Here is a 23,521-nt window from a genome sequence, read left to right on the forward strand (position 1 = left end):
ACTCTATACTTACGGTCCGTTCCATTTTTTTTGAAACAGGTTTAACAAGGTGCGCGATGTCCTCTGCTGAAAATGATAAACAGCCCGATTCCGTCTCATCGGTACTTAAAGTGTTCGGCATTCTGCAGGCGCTGGGTGAAGAGCGCGATCATGGTATCACTGAGCTCGCGCAGCGCGTGATGATGTCAAAAAGCACCGTCTACCGTTTTCTGCAGACCATGAAGTCGCTGGGTTATGTCACGCAGGAAGGTGAGAGCGAGAAGTATTCACTGACGCTGAAACTGTTTGAGTTGGGTGCTAAAGCGCTGCAGAACGTCGATTTAATCCGCAGTGCGGATGTGCAGATGCGTGAGCTGTCGCGTCTGACAAAAGAGACGATTCACCTGGGGGCGCTGGAAGAGGACAGCATTGTCTACATCCACAAAATCGACTCACTCTATAACCTGCGTATGTATTCACGCATTGGCCGTCGTAATCCGCTGCATACCACCGCAATTGGTAAAGTCCTGCTTGCCTGGCGCGACCGAAGCGAAGTTGAAGAGATTTTGCGGGATGTGGAGTTCAAACGTAGCACGGCTAATACGCTATTAAGCGCCGAGGCGTTGATTACAACGCTGGATCAGGTCAGAACACAGGGCTATGGTGAAGATAACGAAGAGCAGGAAGAGGGTTTACGCTGCCTCGCCGTGCCGGTATTCGACCGTTTTGGCGTGGTGATTGCGGGGCTCAGTATCTCTTTTCCCACCATTCGTTTTTCAGAAGATGCCCGCCAGGATTACGTGGCCATGCTGCATCGTGCGGCGCGCACGCTTTCATCAGAGATGGGCTATCACGACTATCCGTTCTGACAACAGCGGGCCATCCGGCCCGCCATTTTACTAGTTATCGATCACTTCTCCGTTTTTCTTCAGCAATGGACAATCCGTCACGCCCACGACGCCACTTTCAGTATGCAGATACTGCGCGTTGATCACGCCGCGCGCGGTCAGATAGCTGCACTGCAGCCCGAGCCCGGCTGCATTCTTTGTACTGCCGGTTAATACGCCATAGCCGGTAAACAGCATGGCCAGCCAGATCACGGCTAGCAAGCCTATTGTGCGAATAAACAGTTTCATCGTATCTCCTTGTGAAAGATAACTCAGCGCTCCACCTGGGCTGCCGGTTATGATGATATCAGCATGCCTCGCTTTTCGGGCGGGATCGATCAGAGATAACTGAAACGGCAAAATCTGCATTGATGTTAACCCCATTATCTTTTGCGATGGCGACAGGTAGAATGAACGGTTATTAATTTTCCCCTTAGTTTTACGAGGCAGTTATGAATGAGTTAGCCGCAAATTCGGGACCTCTGGTCAGCTATGGCCTGCTGGTCATTATTTTGATTGTGGCGTTTATCGCCTGGTTCTTCGTTAACCGGGCCAGTGTGCGTGCCGGTGAACAAATCCGTTTACTGGCGTCTTTGCTGGAAGAGCAGAAGAAACAGAATCAGCTGCTGCGCCGTCTGATTGAGATGCAACCCGGCGCAGAGGTTAAAAAAAGTGAAGACGATCGCGAGAAACGCGACTTTATCCGGTTAATCCCGGAACGTTAATCACAGCAGAGAGGCGGGATGGCCTGGAAAAATCCGTGGTATGACAGCAGTAAGGCGCACCACACGCCAGAGGGATTTTGTAATCCTGAACCGGAGGCACGTAAGCCCGGCGATCTTCAGCGCTGGCGCAGGGCGCGCAAAGCTCAGGGGCTGCCGCAGCCACCGCAGCAGGGCTATCGGGCATTCACCGATCAATGGTGGCAGCCGGCAGATACCCGCGGCCGTGACGATCGCATCTGGTGGCTCGGACATGCCGCCGTGCTGTTGCGGTTGAACGGACAATATATCCTGATCGATCCGGCGCTCTCGTCACGCGCTTCGCCGCTGTCGTTTGCCGGGCCGCAGCGAAAAACGCCCGCGCCGCTCAGCATCGCTGACCTGCCGCGTCTGGATGTCGTGCTTATTTCCCATAACCACTACGATCATCTGGATCGGCCAACGGTTAAAGCCATTGTCCGGCGGTTTCCGCAGGCCACCTTTATTGTTCCGCTGGGTCTGGCGAAGTGGTGCAGGGCACGAGGAGTTAAACAGGTTCATCAGCTCGACTGGTGGCAGCAGATAACGCTCGGCGACCTCTGTTTTGATGCGGTACCGGCACGTCACTGGAGTATGCGAACGCCACGCGACCGAAACCGTTCGTTATGGTGCGGCTGGGTCGTGCGTTCTGCTTCTGTGCGGTTCTGGTTCTCGGGTGATAGCGGCTACAGCGATAGCCTGCTGGAGATTCCTTCCCGTCTTGGACCGTTCAGCCTGGCAGCTTTACCGATCGGCGCTTATGCACCCAAATGGTTCATGGCGAGCCAGCATATGGATCCCGATCAGGCGGTGGCATTGTGGCAGGCAGCAGGCAAGCCGCTGACGCTGCCGATTCATTGGGGCGTGTTTGAACTGGCCGATGAATCGCTGGATGCGCCACCGAAAGAACTGTCGGATGCGTTGCGGCGGGCAAAAGAGCAGAATGGTGGCTTCGCACCCTGGCGAATAGGCGAGAGTCGCAGGCTGAATAATCTCGCCCAGGATTTATCTTAAAGCCTTCGGGATAAACAAATCCCGACGGTTTTTTTATCTGATATCAATTTTTTCAAATCAAAAGCTGGATTCCTAATAAGTGAAACCGGCTTCGTTGCTTTTATTCAGAGCAAGTCTGATGTGCCTCTCCTGCTTTTGGTGCAAAAAAAGTGTTATTTGTACGAAATAAAAGGTGCTGTACAGGATTGGCAGCCGATTTCTGAGAATTGTCTCCGTTTCCGCTTCGCTTATTCATTCTGTTATTGCCATATTTGTGAAATATTAATTTCTTATGGTATCCATCGGGTTAGCCCTGGCTGCAAAGGTATGAAAGGGCGCTGGCCGCGCTGGCGCGTTATTCTCGCGGAATTTTGTAAACCCTGCCTGACAGGCAATGTGAGCCTTCTGGCAATTATGTGTGCAGGCTTACTGAGGCCTTAAAAATGGCTTGCCATTATTTTTAGGATATGTGATAACAATTCCTGAGTTAAACGAGGTACAGTTCTGTTTATGCATGGCATCTTCAGTAAAGAAGTACGAGTAAAGACGTTGACGTTGAATTCCGCTTCCTTGCCGAACCTTAATTAGTGCCTCATGCAGTAATGTCTCTGGTTTTTCTGTATGACAGCCTTCGGGCTAAATAAACATCTAAAGGAATTTGCAAAATGGCAAAGATTAAAGGTCAGGTTAAGTGGTTCAACGAGTCTAAAGGTTTTGGTTTTATCACCCCTGCTGACGGCAGCAAAGATGTGTTCGTACACTTCTCTGCAATTCAGGGCAATGGTTTCAAAACCCTGGCTGAAGGCCAGAGCGTCGAGTTCGAAATTCAGGACGGCCAGAAAGGCCCGGCAGCAGTTAACGTTACTGCTATCTGATTCGACTCCGCCTCGGTGCATTGCACCCTGACACGGAATTTTAAAGCCCTGGCTCTTCAGCCGGGGCTTTCTTTATGCTTCCGATGCGTAAACGTTAAGGTTACACTGCGCCGCGTTATCTGATGCCGGAGCACCTTATGTCCCTGATTTGCCCTCTTTGTCACTCTCCTCTGATCTTCACCGACCGCAGCTGGTGCTGCGAAAATCGCCATCAGTTTGATCAGGCGAAAGAAGGTTACGTTAATCTGCTGCCCGTTCAGCATAAACGGTCACGGGAGCCGGGTGACAGTGCAGAGATGATGCAGGCACGACGGGAATTTCTTGAGGCCGGCTACTATCAGCCGCTGCGTGATAAGGTCGTGAGCCTTCTCGCCCCGGCGCTGGACCAGCAGGAATGCAAGATCCTGGATATTGGCTGCGGCGAAGGCTACTACACTGCCGCACTGGCAGAAGCGGCAGGCACTGGTTCACAGATTTATGGACTGGATGTCGCCCGAATGGCCATCCGGTTGGCGGCAAAGCGTTACCCTGCGGTGCGCTTCTGTGTCGCCTCCAGCCAGCGTTTACCTTTTGCCGATCAGGCCCTGGATGCGGTGGTACGCATCTACGCACCCTGCAATGAAGCGGAACTGGCCCGCGTGCTGAAGCCGGGTGGCCTGGTGCTGACCGTTACGCCCGGCCCGCATCATTTGCAGCAGTTCAAAGCGCTGATTTACCGCGAAGTACAGTTACATGTGCCTGAGCAGAAAGCGTATCCAGGATTCACTCAGGTTAACCAGCAGGCGCTGCATTATCCGATGACCTTAACCGGCTCAGCGGCGACAACCCTGCTGCAGATGACGCCATTTGCCTGGCGGGCGCGGGAGGCGGTCTGGCAAACCCTGCAGCAGAGCGAGCAGTTCAGCTGCGATGCCGACTTTAGCCTGACAGTGTGGCAGCGCGACTAACGCGCCTCTACCAGGGTGTTATAGATGCGCTCCAGATCGTCGAGTTGCAGCACTGCGATCAGCAGCCGACGCTGTTCGAGCTGGATCACCAGAATCCCATCCTCAGAGAGATTCATCCCCTGAATCCGCCGGTAATCGATCCAGACACCGGCGTAAAATAAACCCTCATTCTTCATCAGTAGCGTAGGTTTTCGCAGCCAGAAGAGCCAGAACGCCAGAAAACTCAGCACCATCAGCAGTGAGGTGGTGAGCTGCGGGCCATGATGAGTGACGTTGTTCCACAGCAGGATAAGCAGCAGGCCGATGAAAATCAGGCTGTCGGCTTTATGCTGCCTGCGCAGCGCCACCCGTAAGCGGGTTGGTCCATGACGACGCGGCAGAATCGCCTCATGGTAAATGGCAAACCCCATCAGGGCGGCGATACAACACGCAATCAATGCGTCAGTGAAAGACATTACATCTACCTCAAACAGGGTGAGCTCAGCCGCTCGTGGCTCAGCTCACCGCGCTTAAAGGCCGGGAACGCAGGCTCCCGGCCGGGTGAAATTACAGACCGAGCAGGCCGATCCAGTAACCAAAGATACCGATGGCAAAGAAGCCAACGATAATCCACAGCGCGTTCACTTTACGACGTAACAGCCACATACAGCCAAAGGTCAGCAGCAGCGGCACCACGCCTGGCATCAGCTGATCAAGGATCGACTGTACCGTGGTGACGGTGGTTTTACCGGTGGAGTCGGTTATGCGCGAGACGACCAGCGGGATGTTGACGTGCGTCCATTTGTTGACCAGCGCCCCCATGACAAACAGGCCCAGAATCGAGGCGCCCTCCGTGAGCTTCTGCAGAAAACCGCCGCCCATGTCGCTGACAATGTCGATCCCTTTACGATAGCCATACGCCACGCCGTAGTAGCGGGTCAGCAGGCGCGCCAGGTTAAACAGGACAAAGAACAGCAACGGCCCCAGCAGACTGCCACTCATTGCGATACCGGCACCCAGCGCGGCAAACACCGGACGCACCGTGCCCCAGAAGATCGGGTCGCCGACACCGGCCAGCGGTCCCATCAGGCCGACTTTCAGGCCGTTAATCGCTGCGTCGTCGATTGGGGCACCGTTGGCACGCTGCTCTTCCATCGCCATGGTGACACCCAGTACCGGCGCGGCCACATAAGGATGGGTATTAAAGAACTCCAGATGACGCTTTATCGCCTGCTTGCGCTCATCGTTGTTCTCCGGATAGAGACGGCGGATCACCGGTACCATTGAGAAGCAGAAGCCCAGCGCCTGCATACGTTCAAAGTTCCATGAACCCTGGAACAGGTTAGATCGCATAAAGACGGCGCGGACATCCCCGGGTGTCAGTTTCTTTTCGACTTTCGTAATATCAACCATGTGCTCACCTGTTCCTTAATCGAGTTCGTTATCAAGATCGTTTGCGGTTGCTGCACCATTTGGTGCTCCCGCCACACGGTTGTATTTCGGGCTGAGCTGAATGTATAGCACCGCCATCACTACGCCAATCACGCCCAGCGCCACCAGGTTGAAGTTGGTGAAGGCTGCAGTCACGAAGCCCAGGTAGAAGAACGGCATCAGGTAGCCGGCGCGCATCATGTTGATGACCATTGCGTAACCGACCACCACAATCATGCCACCGGCGATATTCAGACCGTTGGTGACCACTTCAGGTATAGAACTGAGCAGAGCGTGAACCGCACTGGTGCCGACCGAAATCGCCACAATCAGTGCCGGGATGGCGATACGCATCGCCTGTAACAGCAGGGCAGAGACATGGATCCAGGAAATAGCCGTGAGATTACCTTTCTCGGCAGCTTTATCGGCTGCGTGCTGGAAGGCCACGGTCAGCGTACGCACAATAATAGTCAGCACCTGTCCGGCGGCAGCCAGCGGAATCGCCAGCGCGATACCGGCGCCCACGCTCTGACCGCCAGCGATAACCAGGATGGTCGAGATGATGGAGGCAAGGGCAGCATCAGGGGCCACAGCGGCACCGATGTTCATCCAGCCCAGCGCAATCATCTCCAGCGTACCGCCGATGATAATGCCGGTTTTCATATCTCCCAGCACGATACCAATCAGGGTACAGGCCACCAGCGGACGGTGAAACTGGAACTCATCCAGAATCGACCCCATACCGGCAATACAGGCAACAATAAAAATCAAAATAATTTGTAGCGAGGTTATTTCCATCATACTTCTTGTCCTCAGCAGGATAACGATGAGCCCGGAAACGCAGGCGCAGACGTGCTTCTGTTATGCGTTAACTTTTGCAATCAAATCCATCATTTTCAGTTTCTGGTCACTGGACACTTTACGCACTTCCAGTTCAATATTGCGTTCATTGAGTTTACGGAAGGCCGCAATATCTTTTTCATCAACCGAGACCGCATTGTTGACCTGGGTTTTCCCCTGGCGGAATGCCATCCCGCCGATGTTCACCGTTTTAATATCTACCCCCTGTTCTACGACGCGCAGAACATCGGTAGGATTGGTAAACAGCAGCATCACGCGATCCTGACCATACTTCGGGTTATTCCACACCCGCACCATCTTATCGACATCCACTACATGGGCCGTCACCCCTGGCGGGGCGACCTGGGTCAGCAGGGTCTTACGCACGTGATCGTTGGCGACTTCATCACTGACCACGATAATGCGTTGCACGTTGGTCTCTTTGGTCCAGCGCGTTGCGACCTGGCCATGAATCAGGCGGTCATCAATGCGCGTCAGCCCGATTTTCATATGATCGCCAGGCGCCATCGGTTTAGCCGGTTGCGCCGCAGCGGCCGGTTTTACCGCAGCCGGTGCTGGTTCGGCTTCTTTGGCTTTCAGGGCTTTAACCCCTTCACGGCCGGTTTCTACCGCAACGGCGACCAGTTCGTCAAATCCGGGATCGTCATCGCGCGCCATCAGGGTTTCGACCAGCATCGGAATATTAACTCCAGCGATGACCTCATATTGGGGCTTGTCGACCACGATACGGCTGGCCGCATTAAACGGGCTGCCGCCCCAGGTATCGACTAAAAACAGGACCCCCTTGCTGGTATCCAGTTCTGCCAGTCGTGCGTTATATTTTTCAATCAGCGTTTCTGCATTTTCACCGGGGACAAAGTCTATCCAGCCGACATTGTCCTGCTCGCCCAACAGCATTTCTGCTGTTTTAAGCAGTTGTTCCGCTGCCCAGCCATGTGTACCAATTACAATCGCAATGGTCACGTGCTACCTCCGTTCGCTAGAGATGCTCATCTGAGTCAATGAACTGTTTTAAGTCATGCTTTGGTTATGGTTTTAACCGGGTGGTTCTGTTAGTCGGTATAGCGTCGACAAAACATGGGGTAATGACGTTAAGGTGATAAAGTCGCGATTTATTTTAGTGATCGAAAAAATAAATTATGTGATGTCTGTCAGCTATTCACCCTGTGAAGAGGCGAGTCACCTTTTTTATGCGCCTGATCATCCACTCTAAAGATTGTAAAAATAAGAAAATTTTTTGACGCAATTCGCCGACCTGATACATTAACGTTCTGTTTATTACTCAGGAGTAACGGGCTTCAGCCCACCTTTATGGATCGTCACCGACGTCGCTTAACCTGTTCTTTGCGCCTGCTGGCGCGTCACCTTTCGCCTCGCGGCATTTTCACCGCTTTCCCGACTACCCGGATGTCACGCTTGACTGCGCTGATACGCACCGGCTCAATCTGTTCCCTGTTCTGGAGTCATAAATAATGGAATTTTTATTCGACCCCTCAATCTGGGTGGGTTTGATGACCCTTATCGTGCTGGAAATTGTATTGGGCATCGATAACCTGGTGTTTATTGCCATTCTGGCCGACAAACTGCCGCCTAAGCAGCGTGATAAAGCACGCTTAATCGGTTTGTCGCTGGCGCTGGTAATGCGTCTGGGCCTGCTTTCGCTGATCTCCTGGATGGTCACACTGACGACGCCTCTTTTCAGCGTAGGCGGTTTCAGCTTTGCAGGTCGTGATTTAATTCTGCTGGCGGGTGGTCTGTTCCTGTTGTTTAAAGCGACGATGGAGCTACACGAGAGGCTGGAGAACCGGCAGCTCGACGGGTCAGGTAATCGGGGATATGCCAGTTTCTGGGCAGTTGTGACACAGATTGTGGTGCTGGACGCGGTTTTCTCGCTGGATGCCGTTATCACCGCTGTGGGTATGGTCAACCACCTGCCGGTGATGATGACCGCCGTGGTGATTGCGATGGGTGTGATGCTGCTGGCGTCTAAGCCGTTAACCAACTTCGTTAACGCGCATCCGACCGTGGTGGTGCTCTGTCTGAGCTTCCTGTTGATGATTGGCCTGTCCCTGGTGGCAGAAGGCTTTGGCTTCCATATTCCTAAGGGATACCTCTATGCGGCGATTGGCTTCTCGATTCTGATTGAGATGTTTAATCAGATTGCGCGTCGTAACTTTATTCGCCATCAGTCCAATCGGCCGATGCGTGAACGCACCGCAGAGGCGATTCTCCGCCTGATGGGTGGCCGCAACCGCGCACATCAGGCCAGTAATAGCAATACCAGCAGCAGCGAAGAGGCTGCGCTGGCGGAAGCAATGCCGCAGGAAGCATTTAAAGATGAAGAGCGTTACATGATAAATGGCGTCCTGACGCTGGCTTCCCGCTCAATTCGCAGCATCATGACGCCGCGCGGTGATATCTCCTGGGTCGATGCGAATCGTCCGGTGGATGAGATTCGCGGTCAGTTACTGGATACGCCGCACAGCCTGTTCCCGGTCTGCAGAGGTGAGCTGGATGAAATTGTCGGCGTAGTGCGCGCCAAAGAGCTGCTGGTGGCGCTGGAGCATGGCACAGACGTCGCGACCTTTGCGGCTAACACGCCGACCATCGTGGTACCGGAGACGCTGGATCCGATCAACCTGCTTGGTGTGCTGCGTCGTGCCAGAGGCAGCTTCGTGATCGTGACCAACGAGTTTGGCGTGGTTCAGGGTCTGATTACCCCGCTGGACGTGCTGGAAGCGATTGCGGGTGAATTCCCGGATGAAGATGAAACGCCCGACATCATTGCGGATGGGGATGGCTGGTTAGTGAAAGGCGGAACCGATCTTCACTCACTGCAGCAGTTGCTCGACTTCCATGAGCTGGTCGATCCGACAGAAGACCACGCCTCGCTGGCAGGCCTGTTGATTGAGCAGAAAGGGCAGTTACCGGTGCCGGGCGATGTGATTGATATCACTCCGCTGCACTTCCAGATCATTGAAGCCACTGACTACCGTATTGATCTGGTGCGTGTCACCAAAGATAAACCGCATGACGAGAATGAAGAAGGTTAATTGTTCGCGTTGTTGCTAAGGCGATGCCGGTATCACCGGCCACGCTGAATCTTCCCGACAGCCGCTGCTTCAACGCCGCGGCTGTTTTGTTATCTGTGGACATCAGCCTGATGCAACATCAGCCACGCCGGAAAATCCTGCAGCGGCATCGGACGGGCGAAATAGTAGCCCTGCAGATGATCCACGCCACGTTCGCGCAAATAATCCGCCTGCTCAGCCGTTTCTACCCCCTCAGCCACCAGACTGATATTCAGACGCTGGGCCAGCGAAATGACCATATCTGTCACCGTGGCGTTTATCGCGTCAGTACCGATGGCCGCAGTGAAAATCTTGTCGATCTTCAGTACATCGGGCTGCAAATCTTTCAGGTAGGAGAGTGAGCTGTGACCGGTGCCGAAGTCATCAATGGCCAGCCGGACGCCGATATCGTGCAGTTGCGTAATCACCGACTGATCCACCACTGGAAGGGCATCCCGCTCGGTGAGTTCTACCACCAGTTTTGGCACAGGGTTGGCTGGCCACCACAGATTTTGCAGATCCTCAAGAATGGCGCGGTCGCGAAAATGGCTGGCAGCAACGTTGATAGCGATATGGAAGTCGGGATCCAGGGGGAGCTGAGGCAATTCTCGTACCACCTCATTCAGCACAAAGCGCGTGAGTGGCTTGATCAGATTCTGGCGCTCTGCCAGCGGAATAAAGACATCCGGCGCTATCCAGCCCTGACGGGCATTATGCCAGCGCAGCAGCAGTTCAATGCCGTCGCACTCACCGCTTCTGGTGTTGATTAGCGGCTGGCAATAAACCATAAACTCTTTGGCGGTGATGCCATAACTAATCTGCCAGCTCAGACTCATACGATTTGCGGTCGCCAGCCAGACGATGTAGCCCATCAGCAGGCTCAGCAGCAGCGCCAGCGGCAGCTGTGAGGGAAGCGTCGCCAGTGCCAGACGGGTCGGTGAAGGGCCATAGAGGGTCAGCGTAAACGGATAGCGCAGCGAGCCCTGCTCATAACTCACTTCATCGTCAGCCGCCACCGTTGACTCGATCATCGGATTACCATACTCCAGGCTCTCTCCGTTGACGTTAAAGACGGCGCGTTCAACCCAGGGCAACTGCGGCTCCAGCAGATAATTGCTCATCATTTCGATGTTAACCACCTGCAAAATTCCGGCGCGGTTATCCTGGCTCTTTGGCGTCCACAGCAGTAAAACCGGTGAACCTTTAAGCAGATAATCATCGGTTATCAGCGTCATACGCTGACTGTTAAAGGCTAAATCGGGCCAGGTCTGGCTAAAGGGGATATTACGCGGCCCATAGATACTGGAGCAGTAGAGCACGTCGTTATCCACCAGCAGGATCGCCCGGACCGTCTGCAGGGAAGAAATTTTTTCGATGAGTGGAAAACGAACATCCTGACAGGGAACACCAACCAGACCCAGCGTGTTATTCGCTGAAACCTCGAGCGGTGAGAACATCCGGTCAAACCGCATAATGGCTTTGTTGGCGAAATCCATCGCCTGCTGTTCGATACGTGACTTCTCTTCAATATAGCGAAAGGCCAGCGTTAATATCATCACCACAAGGGCGATTGAAAGTGCAATGAGTAAACGCTTGCGTCTGAATTGTCCAACAAATTGCTGGGCCATAAACATCAGTATCCACCTTCCCAAAAAGCCAGTAAAAAAAGCAAAACACGACGGGGTAAGTATCGGCACGGCCAGATCAACATTGAGGCCGGAAGACAGAAAGCGGGTATGGAAAGCTGCAAAAGCCGGACGGCTGCGCGGAAAACACTCTACCGTTTAAACCTGCGCCGGGATAGCGCAGGATACGGATTTTATTACGTTTGCACGTTATTTAGACAGTTAAACGTTTCGTTTAATCACACTGAACTTTAATGGCCAGACCACCACGCGAGGTTTCACGGTATTTCGCGTTCATATCTTTGCCGGTTTCATACATGGTCTCAATGACCTTATCCAGCGAGACGCGGGGTTCGCTGGTGCGACGAAGTGCCATTCGCGCCGCATTAATCGCTTTAACCGAGGCGATCGCATTACGCTCAATGCAGGGCACCTGAACCTGACCAGCGACCGGGTCACAGGTCAGCCCCAGGTTATGCTCCATGCCGATTTCAGCCGCCACGCAGACCTGCTCCGGACTGCCGCCCAGCAGTTCAGCCAGACCGGCCGCCGCCATAGAACAGGCCACGCCCACTTCGCCCTGGCAGCCCACTTCCGCGCCTGAAATAGAGGCATTCATTTTGTACAGCACGCCTATAGCGCCAGAGGCGAGGAAATAGCGCAGGAAAATGTCGGGTGTCACTGGCTCGATAAAGTGATCGTAGTAAGCCAGCACCGCAGGCACGATACCGCAGGCACCGTTAGTAGGCGCGGTCACGACGCGGCCTCCCGCGGCGTTTTCTTCGTTAACGGCCAGCGCATACATATTGATCCAGTCGATAACAATCATCGGATCGCTGGAATGCTTATCAGAGGAGGTCAGCAGGCGACGCAGGGAAGCGGCACGGCGTGGCACACGCAGCGGCCCAGGCAATACACCTTCGGTATTCAGACCGCGATCGATACAGGCCTGCATCGTCTGCCAGATGTTCGTGAAATAGGCATGGATTTCATCGCGGTTGTGCAGCGCCAGTTCGTTTTTCATCACCAGGCCAGAGAGCGACAAGCCGGTTTCACGGCAGTGTGACAGCAGATCTTTAGCGGAGTGGAACGGCCAGGGTACTGAGACTTCATCCAGTGCTGATTGTCCAAAGTGCTCTTCATCCACGATGAAGCCGCCGCCTACAGAGTAATAGGTCTTCGACAGGATCAGCAGATCGCCCGTGAACGCCAGCAGGCGCAGGCCATTTTCATGCAGCGAGAGATTCTCACTGCGGAACACCATGCCACCTTCGCGTGGGAAATCGACTTCATGTGCGCCTTTTGCCAGCAGCAGCCGCTCACGCTGTTCAACATCTTTAATAAACGCAGGGATCGCATCAATATCCACCGTGTCCGGTGATTCACCCGCCAGACCCATAATAATGGCGATATCTGTGTGATGTCCTTTACCGGTCAGAGACAGAGAACCATACACATCTACGGCGATCCGGGTGACCTCCTGCAGCTTTCCCTGTTCGCAAAGCAAATCCACAAACTGCTTACCCGCTTTCATCGGGCCGACAGTATGCGAACTTGAGGGGCCAATACCCACTTTGAACATGTCGAAAACACTAATCACAGGTGACACTCCTCACAATTATTATCAGTCTGCCGGGGCAGTTTATGGCGCCCATAGTAATAGTCATGCACCAGGAAAGAGCGGCTTTTCGCATGAAATAAACTTATCAAAACCAATAGAAAAAATTATAGCGTAGCCCGACATTACTGACGGGCTTGCGAAGGAAAGAAGGGCAAAAAGTCTCAGAATGCGATCTGAGTACTCAATGAACGGATAATGCCGGCAGTCATGCCCCATACCAGATAATCCTGATAGCGCGACAACCAGACCGGATGACGGATGCCAGCCCGTTGCACCTCCAGCGCGCTGTAGCGGCTGAGTTGCAAAGCCTCAGCCAGCGGCATTTCAAAGGCGCTGCTGACTTCATCAGGATTAATGGTTAACCGCAGGTCGGCCGGAATAATGCCCAGCACGGGTGTCACCTGAAAACCGGTGCTGCTGGTCACGGCGGGCAGCGCACCTAATATCTCGACCTGATATGGATCGATGCCGACCTCTTCCTGCGCTTCACGCAGTGCGGTAGCGATCAGCGAGGCGTCGGTGTCATCCTGCATTCCGCCGGGAAAGGCGACCTGTCCGGCGTGTTTGCGTAGGGCATGCGAACGCTGCGTCAGCAACAGACCCGGTTCAGGTCGTGCCACAATCGGCACCAGCACCGCAGCATGGCGTCCGGAGAGGCGCTGCGTGCTGCGTGCAGGCTGCTGTAACAGAAAACGGCTGCGAAAAACGTCAAGCGTCAGTGCCAACTGAACCTCCTGCCTGTTCCAGGGCCGGTAATATCCGGCTGACTTTGTCGAGCGTCTCCTGATACTCCGCTTCCGGATCGCTGTCTGCCACCAGCCCGCCACCGGCGGCACAGTAGAGCTGCTGACCTTCGGCAATCAGCGTGCGGATAGTGATACTCGTATCCATCCGCCCACACAAACTGATATAGCCAATGCTTCCGCACCAGGCGTTGCGGCGTTGCGGCTCCAGTTCATCAATAATCTCCATCGCGCGAATCTTGGGCGCACCGGTAATTGAGCCGCCAGGAAAACAGGCGCGCAGCAGGTCGGTGGCCTGCAGGGTGTCAGGCAACTGCGCCCGCACTGTGCTCACCAGATGATGCACGGCGGGGAAGGGTTCAACCACAAACAGCGCCGGCACGGTGACCGAGCCAGGCAGCGCCACGCGGCCAATATCGTTGCGCATTAAATCGACAATCATCAGGTTTTCGGCGCGGTCTTTTTCTGCGTGGCGCAGCGACTCAGCCTGGAGTGCGTCGGCAATAGGATCTTCGCAGCGTGGCCGGGTTCCTTTGATGGGGCGGGTTTCAATCTGTTTGTTATTCAGAGACAGAAAGCGCTCTGGCGACAGGCTGAGGATCGCACTGTCAGGCAGCCTTAGAAACGCGCTGAACGGTGCACGGTTAGCTGCATTAAGCAGAGAAAATGCTTGCCACTCATCACCCTGATAACCGGCCTGAAAACGTTGTGCCAGGTTGACCTGGTAACAGTCACCGGCCTGAATATAAGCCTGAACCGCGGCAAAGCGCGCCGCGTATTCGGCATAACTCAGATTAGAACGCCAGCCACTGGTCAGTGAAAAAGGGGCGATTTCGCGCGTTGGCCACTGAGTCAGCCAGGCTGCGCGTGCTTCAACGTTATTCAACGCCACCAGCGTCAGAGTTCGCTGATGATGGTCGGCAATCAGCGCCCAGTCATAAATCCCCACCGCCATGTCCGGCGTCGTGAGATCGGCGGCGGCTTTTTGGGGCAGCGACTCAAACCGGCGTCCCAGATCATAACCAAACAGGCCCAGCGCACCCCCCTGAAACGGCAGGGCATCGCTGGCCTCTGGCGTGACGCCCAGCACATCACACTGCTGCTGAACCAATAACAGCGGATCGGCGGTGGATCGGGTCGTGCCGGCCGGGTTGCTGATGGTCGTTATCGCATCGTGGGTGACCAGGGTGGCGCGAGGATCGGCGGTCAGAATATCAAAGCGGTTGTCGCTGTGGCTGGCCTGCGCGGAGGAGAGCAGCATCGCCCAGGGCAGATGGGCAAGGGTAGCAAAACGCTGAGTCAGCGCATCCGGGGTATATTCAAGCGTGAGGGTTTCAACAATCATCGGGCAGACAAATCAGAAAGCAAAGTGGCAGTCAGACTGACATATTTTTTCATGACTGGCACCTGTTTGTTCCACGTGGGATACTGTCAGACCCAACGCAGGAGTGAAACATGTTTATTGGATTACCGGCTCTCTCACATGAGCAGCAACAGCAGGCCGTCGAACGTATTCAGGCGTTGATGGCGGGTGGTTTATCAAGCGGTGAAGCGATCGCCCAGGTGGCGCAGGAAATCCGGCAGAATCACAAGGGCGAACGTGTCAGGGCGATGTTCGAAGACGAAGATGACGAAAACGAAGAAGAATAACGCCCGACATGACTAACGTGCGGCGATGATTTTAATTTCGATTTTGTATTTTGGATTCAGCAGACCGGCCTGAACCGTACAACGCACCGGCGCATTACCCGGCGAGACCCAGGCGTCCCACGCGCGGTTCATGGCAGGGAAATCGGCCTTATCAACCAGAAACAGCGTCGCATCCAGAATTTTGCTTTTATCGCTGCCAAGCCGGGTCAGAATGGCATCAATCACCGCGAGCGCATTGGCGGTCTGTGCTTCTGCGTCAGCATCCAGATTTTCAGGCACACTGGTGTAATAGATGGTGTCGTTGTGAATTACGGCTTCGGACATACGATGTTCCGGATCAATGCGGGTAATACTCATCGGTTTCTCCCTGATTAAATGTGCATTAGCCTGGCACACTCCTGACATCGCTGTCACCCTTTACGCATTACAGGCAGCGCTCAACGACCCCCTGTCTGTCCGCCATCACCTCAGGGGCCATCCTGAAGGTGGTGAAATATTTCACATCGGCGCCTTTTCGGCGGGGCGAAACATCCGCAAAAATAGAATCTTCCCAGGTAAAGACGCTGATCTCGCTGCCGTTCGGCTGGGTGTGGGTGGTGTTATCCCGTGCAATAACGCTTGTGGTGGACCAGCCGCGATAGATACAGTCGCTGAGCTGAGGAACGGTGCGGGTGCTTTGGCCCTGAAAAACAGGTTGCTGTAAACGCGCCTGTTCAGGAGTGGGTGTCTGGCAGCCGCAGAGCAGCAGCACGCCAGCCAGAGAGCCGATGCGGACATAGTTCATAACGTTCCTCCGCCTGAGTCAGGCAGTCGGGTTAAGGCCATCTGCTTCACACCGCCTGAACGGCAATGTTAAGCCAGTCTCAGCACATCAGCTTACGGGTGCCACATCCCAACGGTAAGCTGGTTTAATCATTATAAACCGGGCCTTTATTTCCTCGCGGCCTTACTCTGCATTTGATAACTGCATCACACTGTTATGCCAGCAGCTTCGGGAGTGGGACATCCGCATATCAATGATGAAAACAGGCGGGAAGAGTCACGGAATCAGGGGCGCTGTCAGCTTAAAAATGTTATAAAACAGCGTAATTTCGCGCCACAGGATGAGGATTAGAGCATGGCGAATACGCAGTATCTGTTTTGGGTTATGGCTGGCGCACTGACGCTGCTGTTTATTGTTATCGCGGCGTTTGTGGGTTTATCCAAAGGCACCAGGCAGGGAGTCATCACTTTTGCGGTGCTGTTCATCATCATGCTGGCGGGCGCGCTTTATATACACCATTAGCGTTGTGCAGTGAGGTCGTTTTCAGTCCCTTACAGCAATTTTACGTTTGGCTCACACTTCAGGCGTAAAATGTGCGGCAGGTGATGCGGGTTAACTATGCTCAGTTGAGATAGCAGCACTGCTATTTATCACCGGAGGTAATTATGTCTGAACGTCCTGATTACGTTGAACCGCTGCCAGATGATGCCGGGATCTATCCGGAAGATGAAGAAGAAGATGAGGAAGACGATCCGTTAGAAAAGGATGTTTAGCCGTTTTAAAAGGCTGTATGACAACGCCTGTCTCTTCTGATGCTGGCTTACACCGCAAAACTGCCTGTCGTGCAGTTTTGCGGCTTCTTACGTAATGCGCCTGGAACCCCCTCGTTTGAGGCTGTTTCAGGCTTATGCCTGCTGAAAGATTCCGCTCTGAAATTGCAATACATTAAAAACCCGCAGATAAAACAATGTATTCAGATAGACGGCCCCGTTAAACCGCATAAATAAAGTATTATCATCAACGTTGTTAATTAAATTAACATCGATAAAAATTATAAACTCTAAATTCATTCTGATTTTGATTTAACGCATTTTGTCACCTTGCTGAATTTAATGTGTGCCGAATATTATCTCTGCCACACATTAGCTTATTAAGCAGGGATGAAATGAAACGTTTAAAAGTGTTAAGTCTGGCTATGGCCATCTTTATTATCAGCGCAGCAGGTGCGGCGGAGCCGCACTGGACTTATGAAGGCAAAGCCGGCCCGGAGCACTGGAGTGAGCTGACCAGCGACTTCCACATCTGTCACGAAGGTAAATCTCAGTCGCCGATTAACATTCAGGATCCTATCGAAGGCCATTTGCAGGCGCTGGATCTGGCTTACCATACTTCAGCTGAGAAAGTGATTAACAACGGTCATACGATTCAGGTCACCGTTGATGAAGAAGATGACTTTGTTCTGGACAGGGAAAAATTTACTTTACGTCAGTATCACTTCCACACGCCGAGTGAAAACCAGATCAATGGAAAAACTTTTCCTCTGGAAGCACACTTTGTTCACAGCAAGGAAGATGGCGATCTGGCCGTGGTCGCTGTGATGTTTAACGTTGGTAAAGAGAATCCGGCATTGGCACCGTTGATTGCTGCGATGCCGAAAAAGGAAAATCAGCAGGTCAGTATTAATCGCCAGGTGAATTTACGCGATCTTTTCCCGGAAGACCTGCACTATTATCGCTTCAGCGGCTCTCTGACAACGCCCCCCTGCAGCGAAGGGATTCGCTGGCTGGTGATGAAACAGCCGGTTATGCTGTCTCAGGCTCAGCTCGACGCGTTCAGACAGGCGCTGAAAACCACCAACAATCGTCCGTTGCAGCATCTCAACGGTCGCATGATTGTAGAGTAGTCACCCCTTTTTCTGCCTTCTCTGCAGGGCAGGTTCGCCTCAAGGTTTACAGGCACTGCAGGCACTTCTCTTCAGGCGGCATGCGCCGCCTTTTTCACATCTGCCAGACACCCTTCCGGGTCATTGATTCACGTAACTGAATCAGTCAGAAATACATAACGTGTTGATAATTATCCATTTTGCTTTGTTGATCCAATACTGACATAATTACAGTGTTTTTGCCGTTCTTAGTGAGGGTATGTGGCAGACGATTTTGCAGTGGATGGCGCGCTGGCGCTGGCGATCGCAGGCTTTAAGCCGCGCGAAGCACAACGTGAGATGGCGCAGGCGGTGTCTGAAGCGGTTAAACAGCAGGGCGAACTGGTGGTTGAGGCCGGAACTGGCACGGGTAAAACGTATGCTTACCTGGCACCTGCCTTACGGGCCGGTAAAAAAGTGATTGTCTCCACCGGATCTAAAGCGCTGCAGGATCAGCTCTATGGCCGCGATCTGCCCACTATGGTCAAGGCGCTGAAGTTTAAAGGTAAAACCGCTTTGCTGAAAGGGCGCTCCAACTATCTGTGTCTGGAACGCATGGAGCAGCAATCAATGGCGGGCGGCGATCTCACCGTGCAGGCGCTGACCGATCTGGTGACGCTGCGCAGCTGGTCATCACAGACCGAAGATGGTGACATCAGCAGCTGCGCGGACGTCACCGAAGACAGTCCGGTCTGGCCACTGGTCACCAGCACTAACGATAACTGCCTGGGGACCGACTGCCCACGCTATAAAGAGTGTTTCGTGGTTAAAGCGCGTAAACGTGCCATGGACGCCGATGTAGTTGTCGTCAACCATCACTTGTTTCTGGCCGATCTGGTGGTTAAAGAGGGCGGTTTTGGCGAACTCATTCCCGAAGCGGATGTGATGATCTTCGATGAAGCCCATCAGTTGCCCGATATCGCCAGTCAGTATTTTGGTCAGCAGCTCTCCAGCCGCCAGTTACTCGATCTTGCCAAAGATATTATCACTGCCTACCGCACTGAAGTGCGCGATGCCCAGCAGCTGCAGAAATCCGCTGACCGCCTGGCGCAATGCGCACAGGACTTCCGGCTTTCATTAGGCGATCCCGGCTATCGCGGTAATCTGCGCGAACTGCTGAGCGATAACCAGATTCTCCGTATGTTCACTCTGCTGGATGATGCGCTGGAGCTCTGTTACGACGTCATCAAACTCTCACTGGGTCGTTCAGCCCTGCTGGATGCCGCCTTTGAGCGCGCCGCGCTATACCGTACCCGATTAAAACGGCTGCGGGCGATTAATGAGCCGGGCTACAGCTACTGGTATGAATGCACCTCGCGTCACTTTATTCTGGCGCTGACGCCGCTCTCAGTCGCCGAACGCTTCCGTGAGGTGATGGATAACCGCAAGGCGGCCTGGATCTTCACATCAGCCACTCTGGCGGTGGATGAGAAGATGACCCACTTCGCCGAACGGCTGGGTGTGAATGCGGCAAAAAGTCTGATTCTGAACAGCCCGTTCGATTTTGCGAAACAGGCACTGCTCTGCGTTCCACGCAATCTGCCTGAACCTAACCGTTCGGGTGGGGCACGTCAGCTGGCCGCGATGATGAAGCCGCTGATTGAGGCCAATAAAGGCCGCTGTTTCTTTCTCTGTACGTCGCACCTGATGATGCGTGAACTGGCGGCAGAGTTTCGTGCCTCAATGACCCTGCCGGTGATGGTACAGGGTGAAACCAGCAAAGGTCAGTTACTCAAACAGTTTATCGACAAGGGCAACGCCCTGCTGGTGGCGACCAGCAGTTTCTGGGAAGGTGTGGACGTGCGGGGTGATGCCCTGTCGCTGGTTATCATCGACAAACTGCCGTTCACCTCACCGGAAGATCCGCTGTTAAAAGCCAGAATGGAAGATTGCCGGATTCGTGGCGGCGATCCCTTCACGGATGTGCAGCTGCCGGATGCGGTCATTACGCTGAAGCAGGGGGTGGGACGCTTAATCCGTGATACGGACGATCGTGGCGTGCTGGTGATTTGCGATCAGCGGCTGGTCTCTCGTCCCTATGGCGCGCTGTTTCTCAATAGTCTGCCGCCGACGCCGCGCACCCGTGACATTGCCCGCGCCATCGCCTTTATCCGCCAGCAACCCGAACCAGACGCGTAATTTTATGCTAAGATGCGCGCCGTTTTCTTTCTTCTGAGGTAGTCATGTCAGCCCGAATTTTAGCGCTGGATACGGCGACAGAAGCCTGTTCAGCCGCCTTGCTGAATCAGCAACAGATTGATGCCCGATTCGAGATTGCCCCGCGCGATCACACCCAACGAATTCTACCGCTGGTTGAGGAACTCCTGCAGGCGCAGCAGCTGGAACTGACCGATCTGGATGCGCTCGCTTTTGGTCGCGGCCCAGGCAGTTTTACCGGCGTGCGGATTGGCATTGGTATTGCGCAGGGCCTGGCACTGGGTGCCTCACTGCCGATGATCGCGGTTTCAACACTGGCAACACTGGCCGAAGGCGCATGGCGTCTGCATGGGGCAACCCGGGTATTAACCGCTATCGATGCGCGCATGGGCGAGGTCTACTGGGCCGAATATCAGCGTGATGAGCAGGGAGCCTGGCAGGGTGAAGCCAGCGAAAGCGTGCTATCGCCCGAGGCGGCACTGGCGCGGATGCAGGCGCTTGCTGGTGAGTGGATGACGGCTGGCACCGGCTGGCAGGCTTATCCTGCCCTGCAGCAGGGGCACACCCTGACTCTGACCGACAGTGGGGTAACCCTGCCTGCCGCACAGGATATGCTGCCGCTGGCAAGCCATGCACTGGCGCAGGGTAATACGCTGCTGCCGGAGACGGCGGAGCCTACCTATCTGCGTAATGAAGTCGCATGGAAAAAATTACCTGGCCGGTAAAATGCACGCAACTTATTGTTATGCGTCCAGTCTAAGTCTTTACCTAACGGGAGAACGTCTATGTCGTCAATGTGTGGTAAAGGGCTTTCAGGGCTGCTGCTGTCCTGTGTGCTGGCGTTAACCGGTTGTGTCTCCATTCCTGACACGTTGCAGGGCAGCTCACCTCAGCCGCAGCAGGATTTGTTGCGGGTCATGAGCGATCCCTCAATCTTTTTCGGGCAGGAATCGCGCTTTGGCGGCAAGGTAGTGAATGTCACTAACCTGAACGGCAAAACCCGGCTTGAGATTGCGGCACAGCCGCTGGATGACAGTGCCAGACCGCGTCTCGGTGCGGCCTCGGTTGGCCGGGTTTATGCCGACATCCACGGTTTTGTTGATCCGGTGGATGTGAAAAATCAGTATGTCACCGTGCTGGGCACGCTGAAGGGCACGGAGCAGGGCAAAATTGGTGAGGCAGATTACAAATTTGCGGTCATTGATGTGCGTGGCTATCAGCGCTGGCGGCTCGCTCAGCAGGTGACGGCACCGCCACAGCCAATGGATCCCTGGATCTGGTATGGTCCAACCCGCCATCGCGGTGGATACTGGGGCCCTAATCCCTACTGGGGAATGGTCAACAGTGGCCCGACAGAGGTCCAGACCATTCTGACTGAGTAGTTTACACATTATTATATCCAGCCCGGTCGCGGTGCTCGCTGCCGGGCTTTTTATTGGCCTGTTTTCTTAGCACGAAATTTAGTGATGCACTTCGCAACCTCAACATGCCGAAACAGGCAAACTGGTACAATCAGTTAAAATATTGTTAACAAACCAGATTGGCTGAGGCAGCGATGGAAATACAACATAATTATCGGGGTGGATCCTTGAATAAGGTTTGGCTGAAACGCTACCCGGCAGATGTGCCTGCCGAAATAAGTGCAGATCGTTACACCTCGCTGGTGGATCTGTTTGAGCAGGCTGCAAAACGCTACGCCGATCAACCCGCGTTTGTGAACATGGGTCAGAAAATGAGCTATCGCCAGCTGGAGGAGAAGAGCCGTGCTTTTGCCGCCTATCTTCAGCAGCAACTGGGCCTGAAAGCGGGTGACCGCGTGGCCCTGATGATGCCGAACTTACTGCAGTATCCCGTGGCGCTGTTTGGTGTGCTGCGCGCGGGTATGGTGGTGGTCAATGTCAATCCGCTCTATACGCCACGTGAGCTAAAGCACCAGCTCAATGACAGCGGTGCCAGCGCCATTGTTATCGTCTCGAATTTTGCCCATACCCTGGAAAAAGTGGTGGCGGACACTGCGGTGCGTCACGTCATCCTGACCCGCATGGGGGATCAGCTGGCGCCGATAAAAGCGACACTGGTTAACTTTGTCGTCAAGTATGTGAAAAAGCTGGTGCCTAAGTATCATCTGCCGGGTGCCATTTCATTTCGCCATGTCCTTGAAGTGGGCGCCACGCTCAACTATCAACGCCCGACCCTGTCGAATGACGATCTCGCCTTCCTGCAGTATACGGGCGGCACGACTGGCGTGGCCAAAGGGGCGATGCTGACCCATCGCAACATGCAGGCGAATCTGGAGCAAACCCGCGCGACCTACGGCAAAGTGCTTCGCGACGGTAAAGAGTGTGTTGTCACCGCGCTGCCGCTTTACCACATCTTCGCCTTAACGGTGAATGGCCTGCTTTTTCTGGAGCTGGGCGGTCAGAATCTGTTGATCACCAACCCACGCGATATTCCCGGTTTCGTTAAAGAGCTGGGGAAATTCCCGTTTACCGCGATTACTGGTGTTAACACGCTGTTCAATGCGCTGCTTAACGATGCGCAGTTCAATAAGCTCGATTTCTCTACGTTGCGTCTCTCTGCCGGTGGCGGGATGGCGGTGCAGAAAGTGGTGGCCGAGCGCTGGGAAAAACTGACCGGGCACTATCTGCTGGAAGGCTATGGCCTGACGGAATGTTCGCCGCTGGTGTCGGTCAATCCGTATGACATCAGCTGTCACACTGGCAGTATCGGCCTGCCGGTCCCCTCGACCGATGTGCGAATTCTGGATGACGCGGGCAATGAAGTGCCGCCGGGCGAACCCGGTGAGCTTTGTATCAGCGGCCCGCAGGTGATGCTGGGTTACTGGCATCACCCGGAAGCGACAGCGGAAGTGCTGAAAAATGGCTGGCTCCACAGCGGTGATATTGTTACCGTTGATCAGGAAGGCTTTATTCGCATCGTTGACCGTAAAAAAGATATGATTCTGGTCTCCGGTTTTAATGTCTATCCGAATGAAATCGAAGATGTGCTGATGCAGCACCCGAAAGTGCGCGAAGCCGCGGCAATTGGTGTGCCCAGCGATCTTTCTGGCGAGGCAGTCAAAGTCTGCATCGTGAAAAAAGATGCATCGCTGACTAAAGAAGACGTGCTCGACCACTGCCGCCGTCAGCTGACCGGTTACAAGGTGCCGAAAATCATTGAGTTTCGTGATGAGTTACCCAAAACCAACGTTGGTAAGATCCTGCGGCGTGAGCTGCGCGATGAGGCTAAACCCGGCGCGAGCTGAATTCGGGCAGGAA

Annotated in this window: 24 protein-coding genes; 13 read left to right on the forward strand and 11 right to left on the reverse strand. The window is 54.1% G+C overall.

Annotated elements, in window-relative coordinates; all coding sequences use genetic code 11:
- Positions 1-56 precede the first annotated feature (56 nt).
- Entirely contained in the window at positions 57-848 is a 792-nt protein-coding gene (kdgR, locus tag ACR8BF_RS08405) for a DNA-binding transcriptional regulator KdgR (protein ID WP_179895552.1), read from the forward strand.
- Between the two features lie 30 nt (positions 849-878).
- On the opposite strand, the gene ACR8BF_RS08410 is transcribed toward kdgR, so the two are convergent.
- Complete coding sequence (locus ACR8BF_RS08410; RefSeq protein WP_434745857.1) at positions 879-1,115, reverse strand: YobH family protein; 237 nt, start codon at positions 1,113-1,115, stop codon at positions 879-881.
- A gap of 203 nt (positions 1,116-1,318) precedes the next feature.
- On the opposite strand from ACR8BF_RS08410, the gene ACR8BF_RS08415 reads away from it, so the two are divergent.
- From ACR8BF_RS08415 to rlmA, 4 genes are all read left to right on the forward strand, one after another.
- Positions 1,319-1,591 carry a YebO family protein gene (locus ACR8BF_RS08415; protein WP_179895554.1) on the forward strand — a complete coding sequence of 91 codons (273 nt, stop codon included), beginning with the start codon at positions 1,319-1,321 and terminating at the stop codon, positions 1,589-1,591.
- An 18-nt stretch (positions 1,592-1,609) separates the two neighbouring features.
- A complete protein-coding gene (locus tag ACR8BF_RS08420) occupies positions 1,610-2,620 on the forward strand; it encodes an MBL fold metallo-hydrolase (protein ID WP_434745858.1) in 1,011 nt (336 codons plus the stop codon).
- A 644-nt stretch (positions 2,621-3,264) separates the two neighbouring features.
- A complete protein-coding gene (gene cspE, locus ACR8BF_RS08425; protein ID WP_003852684.1) occupies positions 3,265-3,474 on the forward strand; it encodes a transcription antiterminator/RNA stability regulator CspE in 210 nt (69 codons plus the stop codon).
- Positions 3,475-3,611: 137 nt separating this feature from the next.
- Positions 3,612-4,421 carry a 23S rRNA (guanine(745)-N(1))-methyltransferase gene (rlmA, locus tag ACR8BF_RS08430; protein ID WP_434745859.1) on the forward strand — a complete coding sequence of 270 codons (810 nt, stop codon included), beginning with the start codon at positions 3,612-3,614 and terminating at the stop codon, positions 4,419-4,421.
- On the opposite strand, the gene ACR8BF_RS08435 is transcribed toward rlmA, so the two are convergent.
- The 4 genes from ACR8BF_RS08435 to manX all read right to left on the reverse strand — a co-directional run bounded on the left by ACR8BF_RS08435 (position 4,418) and on the right by manX (position 7,655).
- The gene (locus tag ACR8BF_RS08435; RefSeq protein WP_434745860.1) at positions 4,418-4,876 is read right to left on the reverse strand and encodes a DUF986 family protein; all 459 of its coding nucleotides are present in this window, start codon (positions 4,874-4,876) and stop codon (positions 4,418-4,420) included. The two genes, rlmA and ACR8BF_RS08435, sit on opposite strands and share 4 nt — an antisense overlap.
- Positions 4,877-4,967: 91 nt before the next feature.
- A complete protein-coding gene (locus ACR8BF_RS08440; protein ID WP_090960351.1) occupies positions 4,968-5,813 on the reverse strand; it encodes a PTS mannose transporter subunit IID in 846 nt (281 codons plus the stop codon).
- 15 nt (positions 5,814-5,828) lie between these two features.
- Positions 5,829-6,629: a PTS mannose/fructose/sorbose transporter subunit IIC gene (locus ACR8BF_RS08445; RefSeq protein ID WP_033743088.1), complete on the reverse strand. Its 801-nt coding sequence runs from the start codon at positions 6,627-6,629 to the stop codon at positions 5,829-5,831.
- A 63-nt stretch (positions 6,630-6,692) separates the two neighbouring features.
- Positions 6,693-7,655: a PTS mannose transporter subunit IIAB gene (manX, locus tag ACR8BF_RS08450; protein WP_179895558.1), complete on the reverse strand. Its 963-nt coding sequence runs from the start codon at positions 7,653-7,655 to the stop codon at positions 6,693-6,695.
- Between the two features lie 509 nt (positions 7,656-8,164).
- Here manX and ACR8BF_RS08455 point away from each other — a divergent pair.
- Complete coding sequence (locus tag ACR8BF_RS08455) at positions 8,165-9,745, forward strand: TerC family protein (protein WP_179895559.1); 1,581 nt, start codon at positions 8,165-8,167, stop codon at positions 9,743-9,745.
- An 89-nt stretch (positions 9,746-9,834) separates the two neighbouring features.
- Here the strand turns inward: ACR8BF_RS08455 and ACR8BF_RS08460 are convergent, their stop codons facing one another.
- The 4 genes from ACR8BF_RS08460 to pabB form a co-directional block, all read right to left on the reverse strand.
- Positions 9,835-11,397: an EAL domain-containing protein gene (locus ACR8BF_RS08460; RefSeq protein WP_179895560.1), complete on the reverse strand. Its 1,563-nt coding sequence runs from the start codon at positions 11,395-11,397 to the stop codon at positions 9,835-9,837.
- Positions 11,398-11,623: 226 nt separating this feature from the next.
- Positions 11,624-12,988, reverse strand: coding sequence for an L-serine ammonia-lyase (locus tag ACR8BF_RS08465; RefSeq protein WP_179895561.1), 1,365 nt, complete (start codon positions 12,986-12,988; stop codon positions 11,624-11,626).
- Positions 12,989-13,170: 182 nt separating this feature from the next.
- The gene (locus ACR8BF_RS08470) at positions 13,171-13,734 is read right to left on the reverse strand and encodes a CoA pyrophosphatase (protein ID WP_292992324.1); all 564 of its coding nucleotides are present in this window, start codon (positions 13,732-13,734) and stop codon (positions 13,171-13,173) included.
- Positions 13,718-15,097, reverse strand: a complete 1,380-nt coding sequence (gene pabB, locus ACR8BF_RS08475) for an aminodeoxychorismate synthase component 1 (protein WP_434745861.1) — start codon at positions 15,095-15,097, stop codon at positions 13,718-13,720. Before pabB ends, ACR8BF_RS08470 begins: the two co-directional genes overlap by 17 nt.
- Before the next feature lie 110 nt (positions 15,098-15,207).
- On the opposite strand from pabB, the gene ACR8BF_RS08480 reads away from it, so the two are divergent.
- Positions 15,208-15,402, forward strand: a complete 195-nt coding sequence (locus tag ACR8BF_RS08480) for a YoaH family protein (RefSeq protein ID WP_179895564.1) — start codon at positions 15,208-15,210, stop codon at positions 15,400-15,402.
- 12 nt (positions 15,403-15,414) lie between these two features.
- On the opposite strand, the gene ACR8BF_RS08485 is transcribed toward ACR8BF_RS08480, so the two are convergent.
- Together ACR8BF_RS08485 and ACR8BF_RS08490 are read right to left on the reverse strand one after the other, a co-directional pair.
- Positions 15,415-15,759: a RidA family protein gene (locus tag ACR8BF_RS08485; protein WP_003852699.1), complete on the reverse strand. Its 345-nt coding sequence runs from the start codon at positions 15,757-15,759 to the stop codon at positions 15,415-15,417.
- Between the two features lie 67 nt (positions 15,760-15,826).
- A complete protein-coding gene (locus tag ACR8BF_RS08490; RefSeq protein ID WP_434745862.1) occupies positions 15,827-16,186 on the reverse strand; it encodes a hypothetical protein in 360 nt (119 codons plus the stop codon).
- Positions 16,187-16,519: 333 nt separating this feature from the next.
- On the opposite strand from ACR8BF_RS08490, the gene ACR8BF_RS08495 reads away from it, so the two are divergent.
- From ACR8BF_RS08495 to fadD, 6 genes are all read left to right on the forward strand, one after another.
- Positions 16,520-16,687, forward strand: coding sequence for a hypothetical protein (locus ACR8BF_RS08495; RefSeq protein WP_179895566.1), 168 nt, complete (start codon positions 16,520-16,522; stop codon positions 16,685-16,687).
- A 643-nt stretch (positions 16,688-17,330) separates the two neighbouring features.
- Positions 17,331-18,068 carry a carbonic anhydrase family protein gene (locus tag ACR8BF_RS08500; protein ID WP_314984088.1) on the forward strand — a complete coding sequence of 246 codons (738 nt, stop codon included), beginning with the start codon at positions 17,331-17,333 and terminating at the stop codon, positions 18,066-18,068.
- 240 nt (positions 18,069-18,308) lie between these two features.
- Positions 18,309-20,225 carry an ATP-dependent DNA helicase gene (locus ACR8BF_RS08505; RefSeq protein WP_434745863.1) on the forward strand — a complete coding sequence of 639 codons (1,917 nt, stop codon included), beginning with the start codon at positions 18,309-18,311 and terminating at the stop codon, positions 20,223-20,225.
- 44 nt (positions 20,226-20,269) lie between these two features.
- A complete protein-coding gene (tsaB, locus tag ACR8BF_RS08510) occupies positions 20,270-20,968 on the forward strand; it encodes a tRNA (adenosine(37)-N6)-threonylcarbamoyltransferase complex dimerization subunit type 1 TsaB (RefSeq protein ID WP_292992328.1) in 699 nt (232 codons plus the stop codon).
- 60 nt (positions 20,969-21,028) lie between these two features.
- Entirely contained in the window at positions 21,029-21,625 is a 597-nt protein-coding gene (locus ACR8BF_RS08515; RefSeq protein ID WP_434745864.1) for a Slp family lipoprotein, read from the forward strand.
- Positions 21,626-21,831: 206 nt separating this feature from the next.
- Complete coding sequence (fadD, locus tag ACR8BF_RS08520) at positions 21,832-23,508, forward strand: long-chain-fatty-acid--CoA ligase FadD (protein WP_179895571.1); 1,677 nt, start codon at positions 21,832-21,834, stop codon at positions 23,506-23,508.
- Positions 23,509-23,521: the final 13 nt, after the last annotated feature.

Source organism: Candidatus Pantoea rara, from assembly GCF_051136265.1.
In the GTDB taxonomy this organism is placed as follows: domain Bacteria; phylum Pseudomonadota; class Gammaproteobacteria; order Enterobacterales; family Enterobacteriaceae; genus Pantoea; species Pantoea rara.

Excerpts from the sequence above, each read along its gene's own strand:
- ACR8BF_RS08440 (WP_090960351.1), bottom strand. The coding sequence starts at position 5,813 with ATGGTTGATATTACGAAAGTCGAAAAGAAACTGACACCCGGGGATGTC.
- ACR8BF_RS08495 (WP_179895566.1), top strand. The coding sequence starts at position 16,520 with ATGGCGAATACGCAGTATCTGTTTTGGGTTATGGCTGGCGCACTGACG.
- cspE (WP_003852684.1), top strand. The coding sequence starts at position 3,265 with ATGGCAAAGATTAAAGGTCAGGTTAAGTGGTTCAACGAGTCTAAAGGT.
- ACR8BF_RS08460 (WP_179895560.1), bottom strand. The coding sequence starts at position 11,397 with ATGTTTATGGCCCAGCAATTTGTTGGACAATTCAGACGCAAGCGTTTA.
- ACR8BF_RS08485 (WP_003852699.1), bottom strand. The coding sequence starts at position 15,759 with ATGAGTATTACCCGCATTGATCCGGAACATCGTATGTCCGAAGCCGTA.
- rlmA (WP_434745859.1), top strand. The coding sequence starts at position 3,612 with ATGTCCCTGATTTGCCCTCTTTGTCACTCTCCTCTGATCTTCACCGAC.
- ACR8BF_RS08480 (WP_179895564.1), top strand. The coding sequence starts at position 15,208 with ATGTTTATTGGATTACCGGCTCTCTCACATGAGCAGCAACAGCAGGCC.
- ACR8BF_RS08445 (WP_033743088.1), bottom strand. The coding sequence starts at position 6,629 with ATGGAAATAACCTCGCTACAAATTATTTTGATTTTTATTGTTGCCTGT.
- kdgR (WP_179895552.1), top strand. The coding sequence starts at position 57 with ATGTCCTCTGCTGAAAATGATAAACAGCCCGATTCCGTCTCATCGGTA.
- pabB (WP_434745861.1), bottom strand. The coding sequence starts at position 15,097 with ATGATTGTTGAAACCCTCACGCTTGAATATACCCCGGATGCGCTGACT.
- ACR8BF_RS08415 (WP_179895554.1), top strand. The coding sequence starts at position 1,319 with ATGAATGAGTTAGCCGCAAATTCGGGACCTCTGGTCAGCTATGGCCTG.
- ACR8BF_RS08420 (WP_434745858.1), top strand. The coding sequence starts at position 1,610 with ATGGCCTGGAAAAATCCGTGGTATGACAGCAGTAAGGCGCACCACACG.
- ACR8BF_RS08410 (WP_434745857.1), bottom strand. The coding sequence starts at position 1,115 with ATGAAACTGTTTATTCGCACAATAGGCTTGCTAGCCGTGATCTGGCTG.
- ACR8BF_RS08490 (WP_434745862.1), bottom strand. The coding sequence starts at position 16,186 with ATGAACTATGTCCGCATCGGCTCTCTGGCTGGCGTGCTGCTGCTCTGC.
- ACR8BF_RS08500 (WP_314984088.1), top strand. The coding sequence starts at position 17,331 with ATGAAACGTTTAAAAGTGTTAAGTCTGGCTATGGCCATCTTTATTATC.
- tsaB (WP_292992328.1), top strand. The coding sequence starts at position 20,270 with ATGTCAGCCCGAATTTTAGCGCTGGATACGGCGACAGAAGCCTGTTCA.
- ACR8BF_RS08435 (WP_434745860.1), bottom strand. The coding sequence starts at position 4,876 with ATGTCTTTCACTGACGCATTGATTGCGTGTTGTATCGCCGCCCTGATG.
- ACR8BF_RS08515 (WP_434745864.1), top strand. The coding sequence starts at position 21,029 with ATGTCGTCAATGTGTGGTAAAGGGCTTTCAGGGCTGCTGCTGTCCTGT.
- ACR8BF_RS08455 (WP_179895559.1), top strand. The coding sequence starts at position 8,165 with ATGGAATTTTTATTCGACCCCTCAATCTGGGTGGGTTTGATGACCCTT.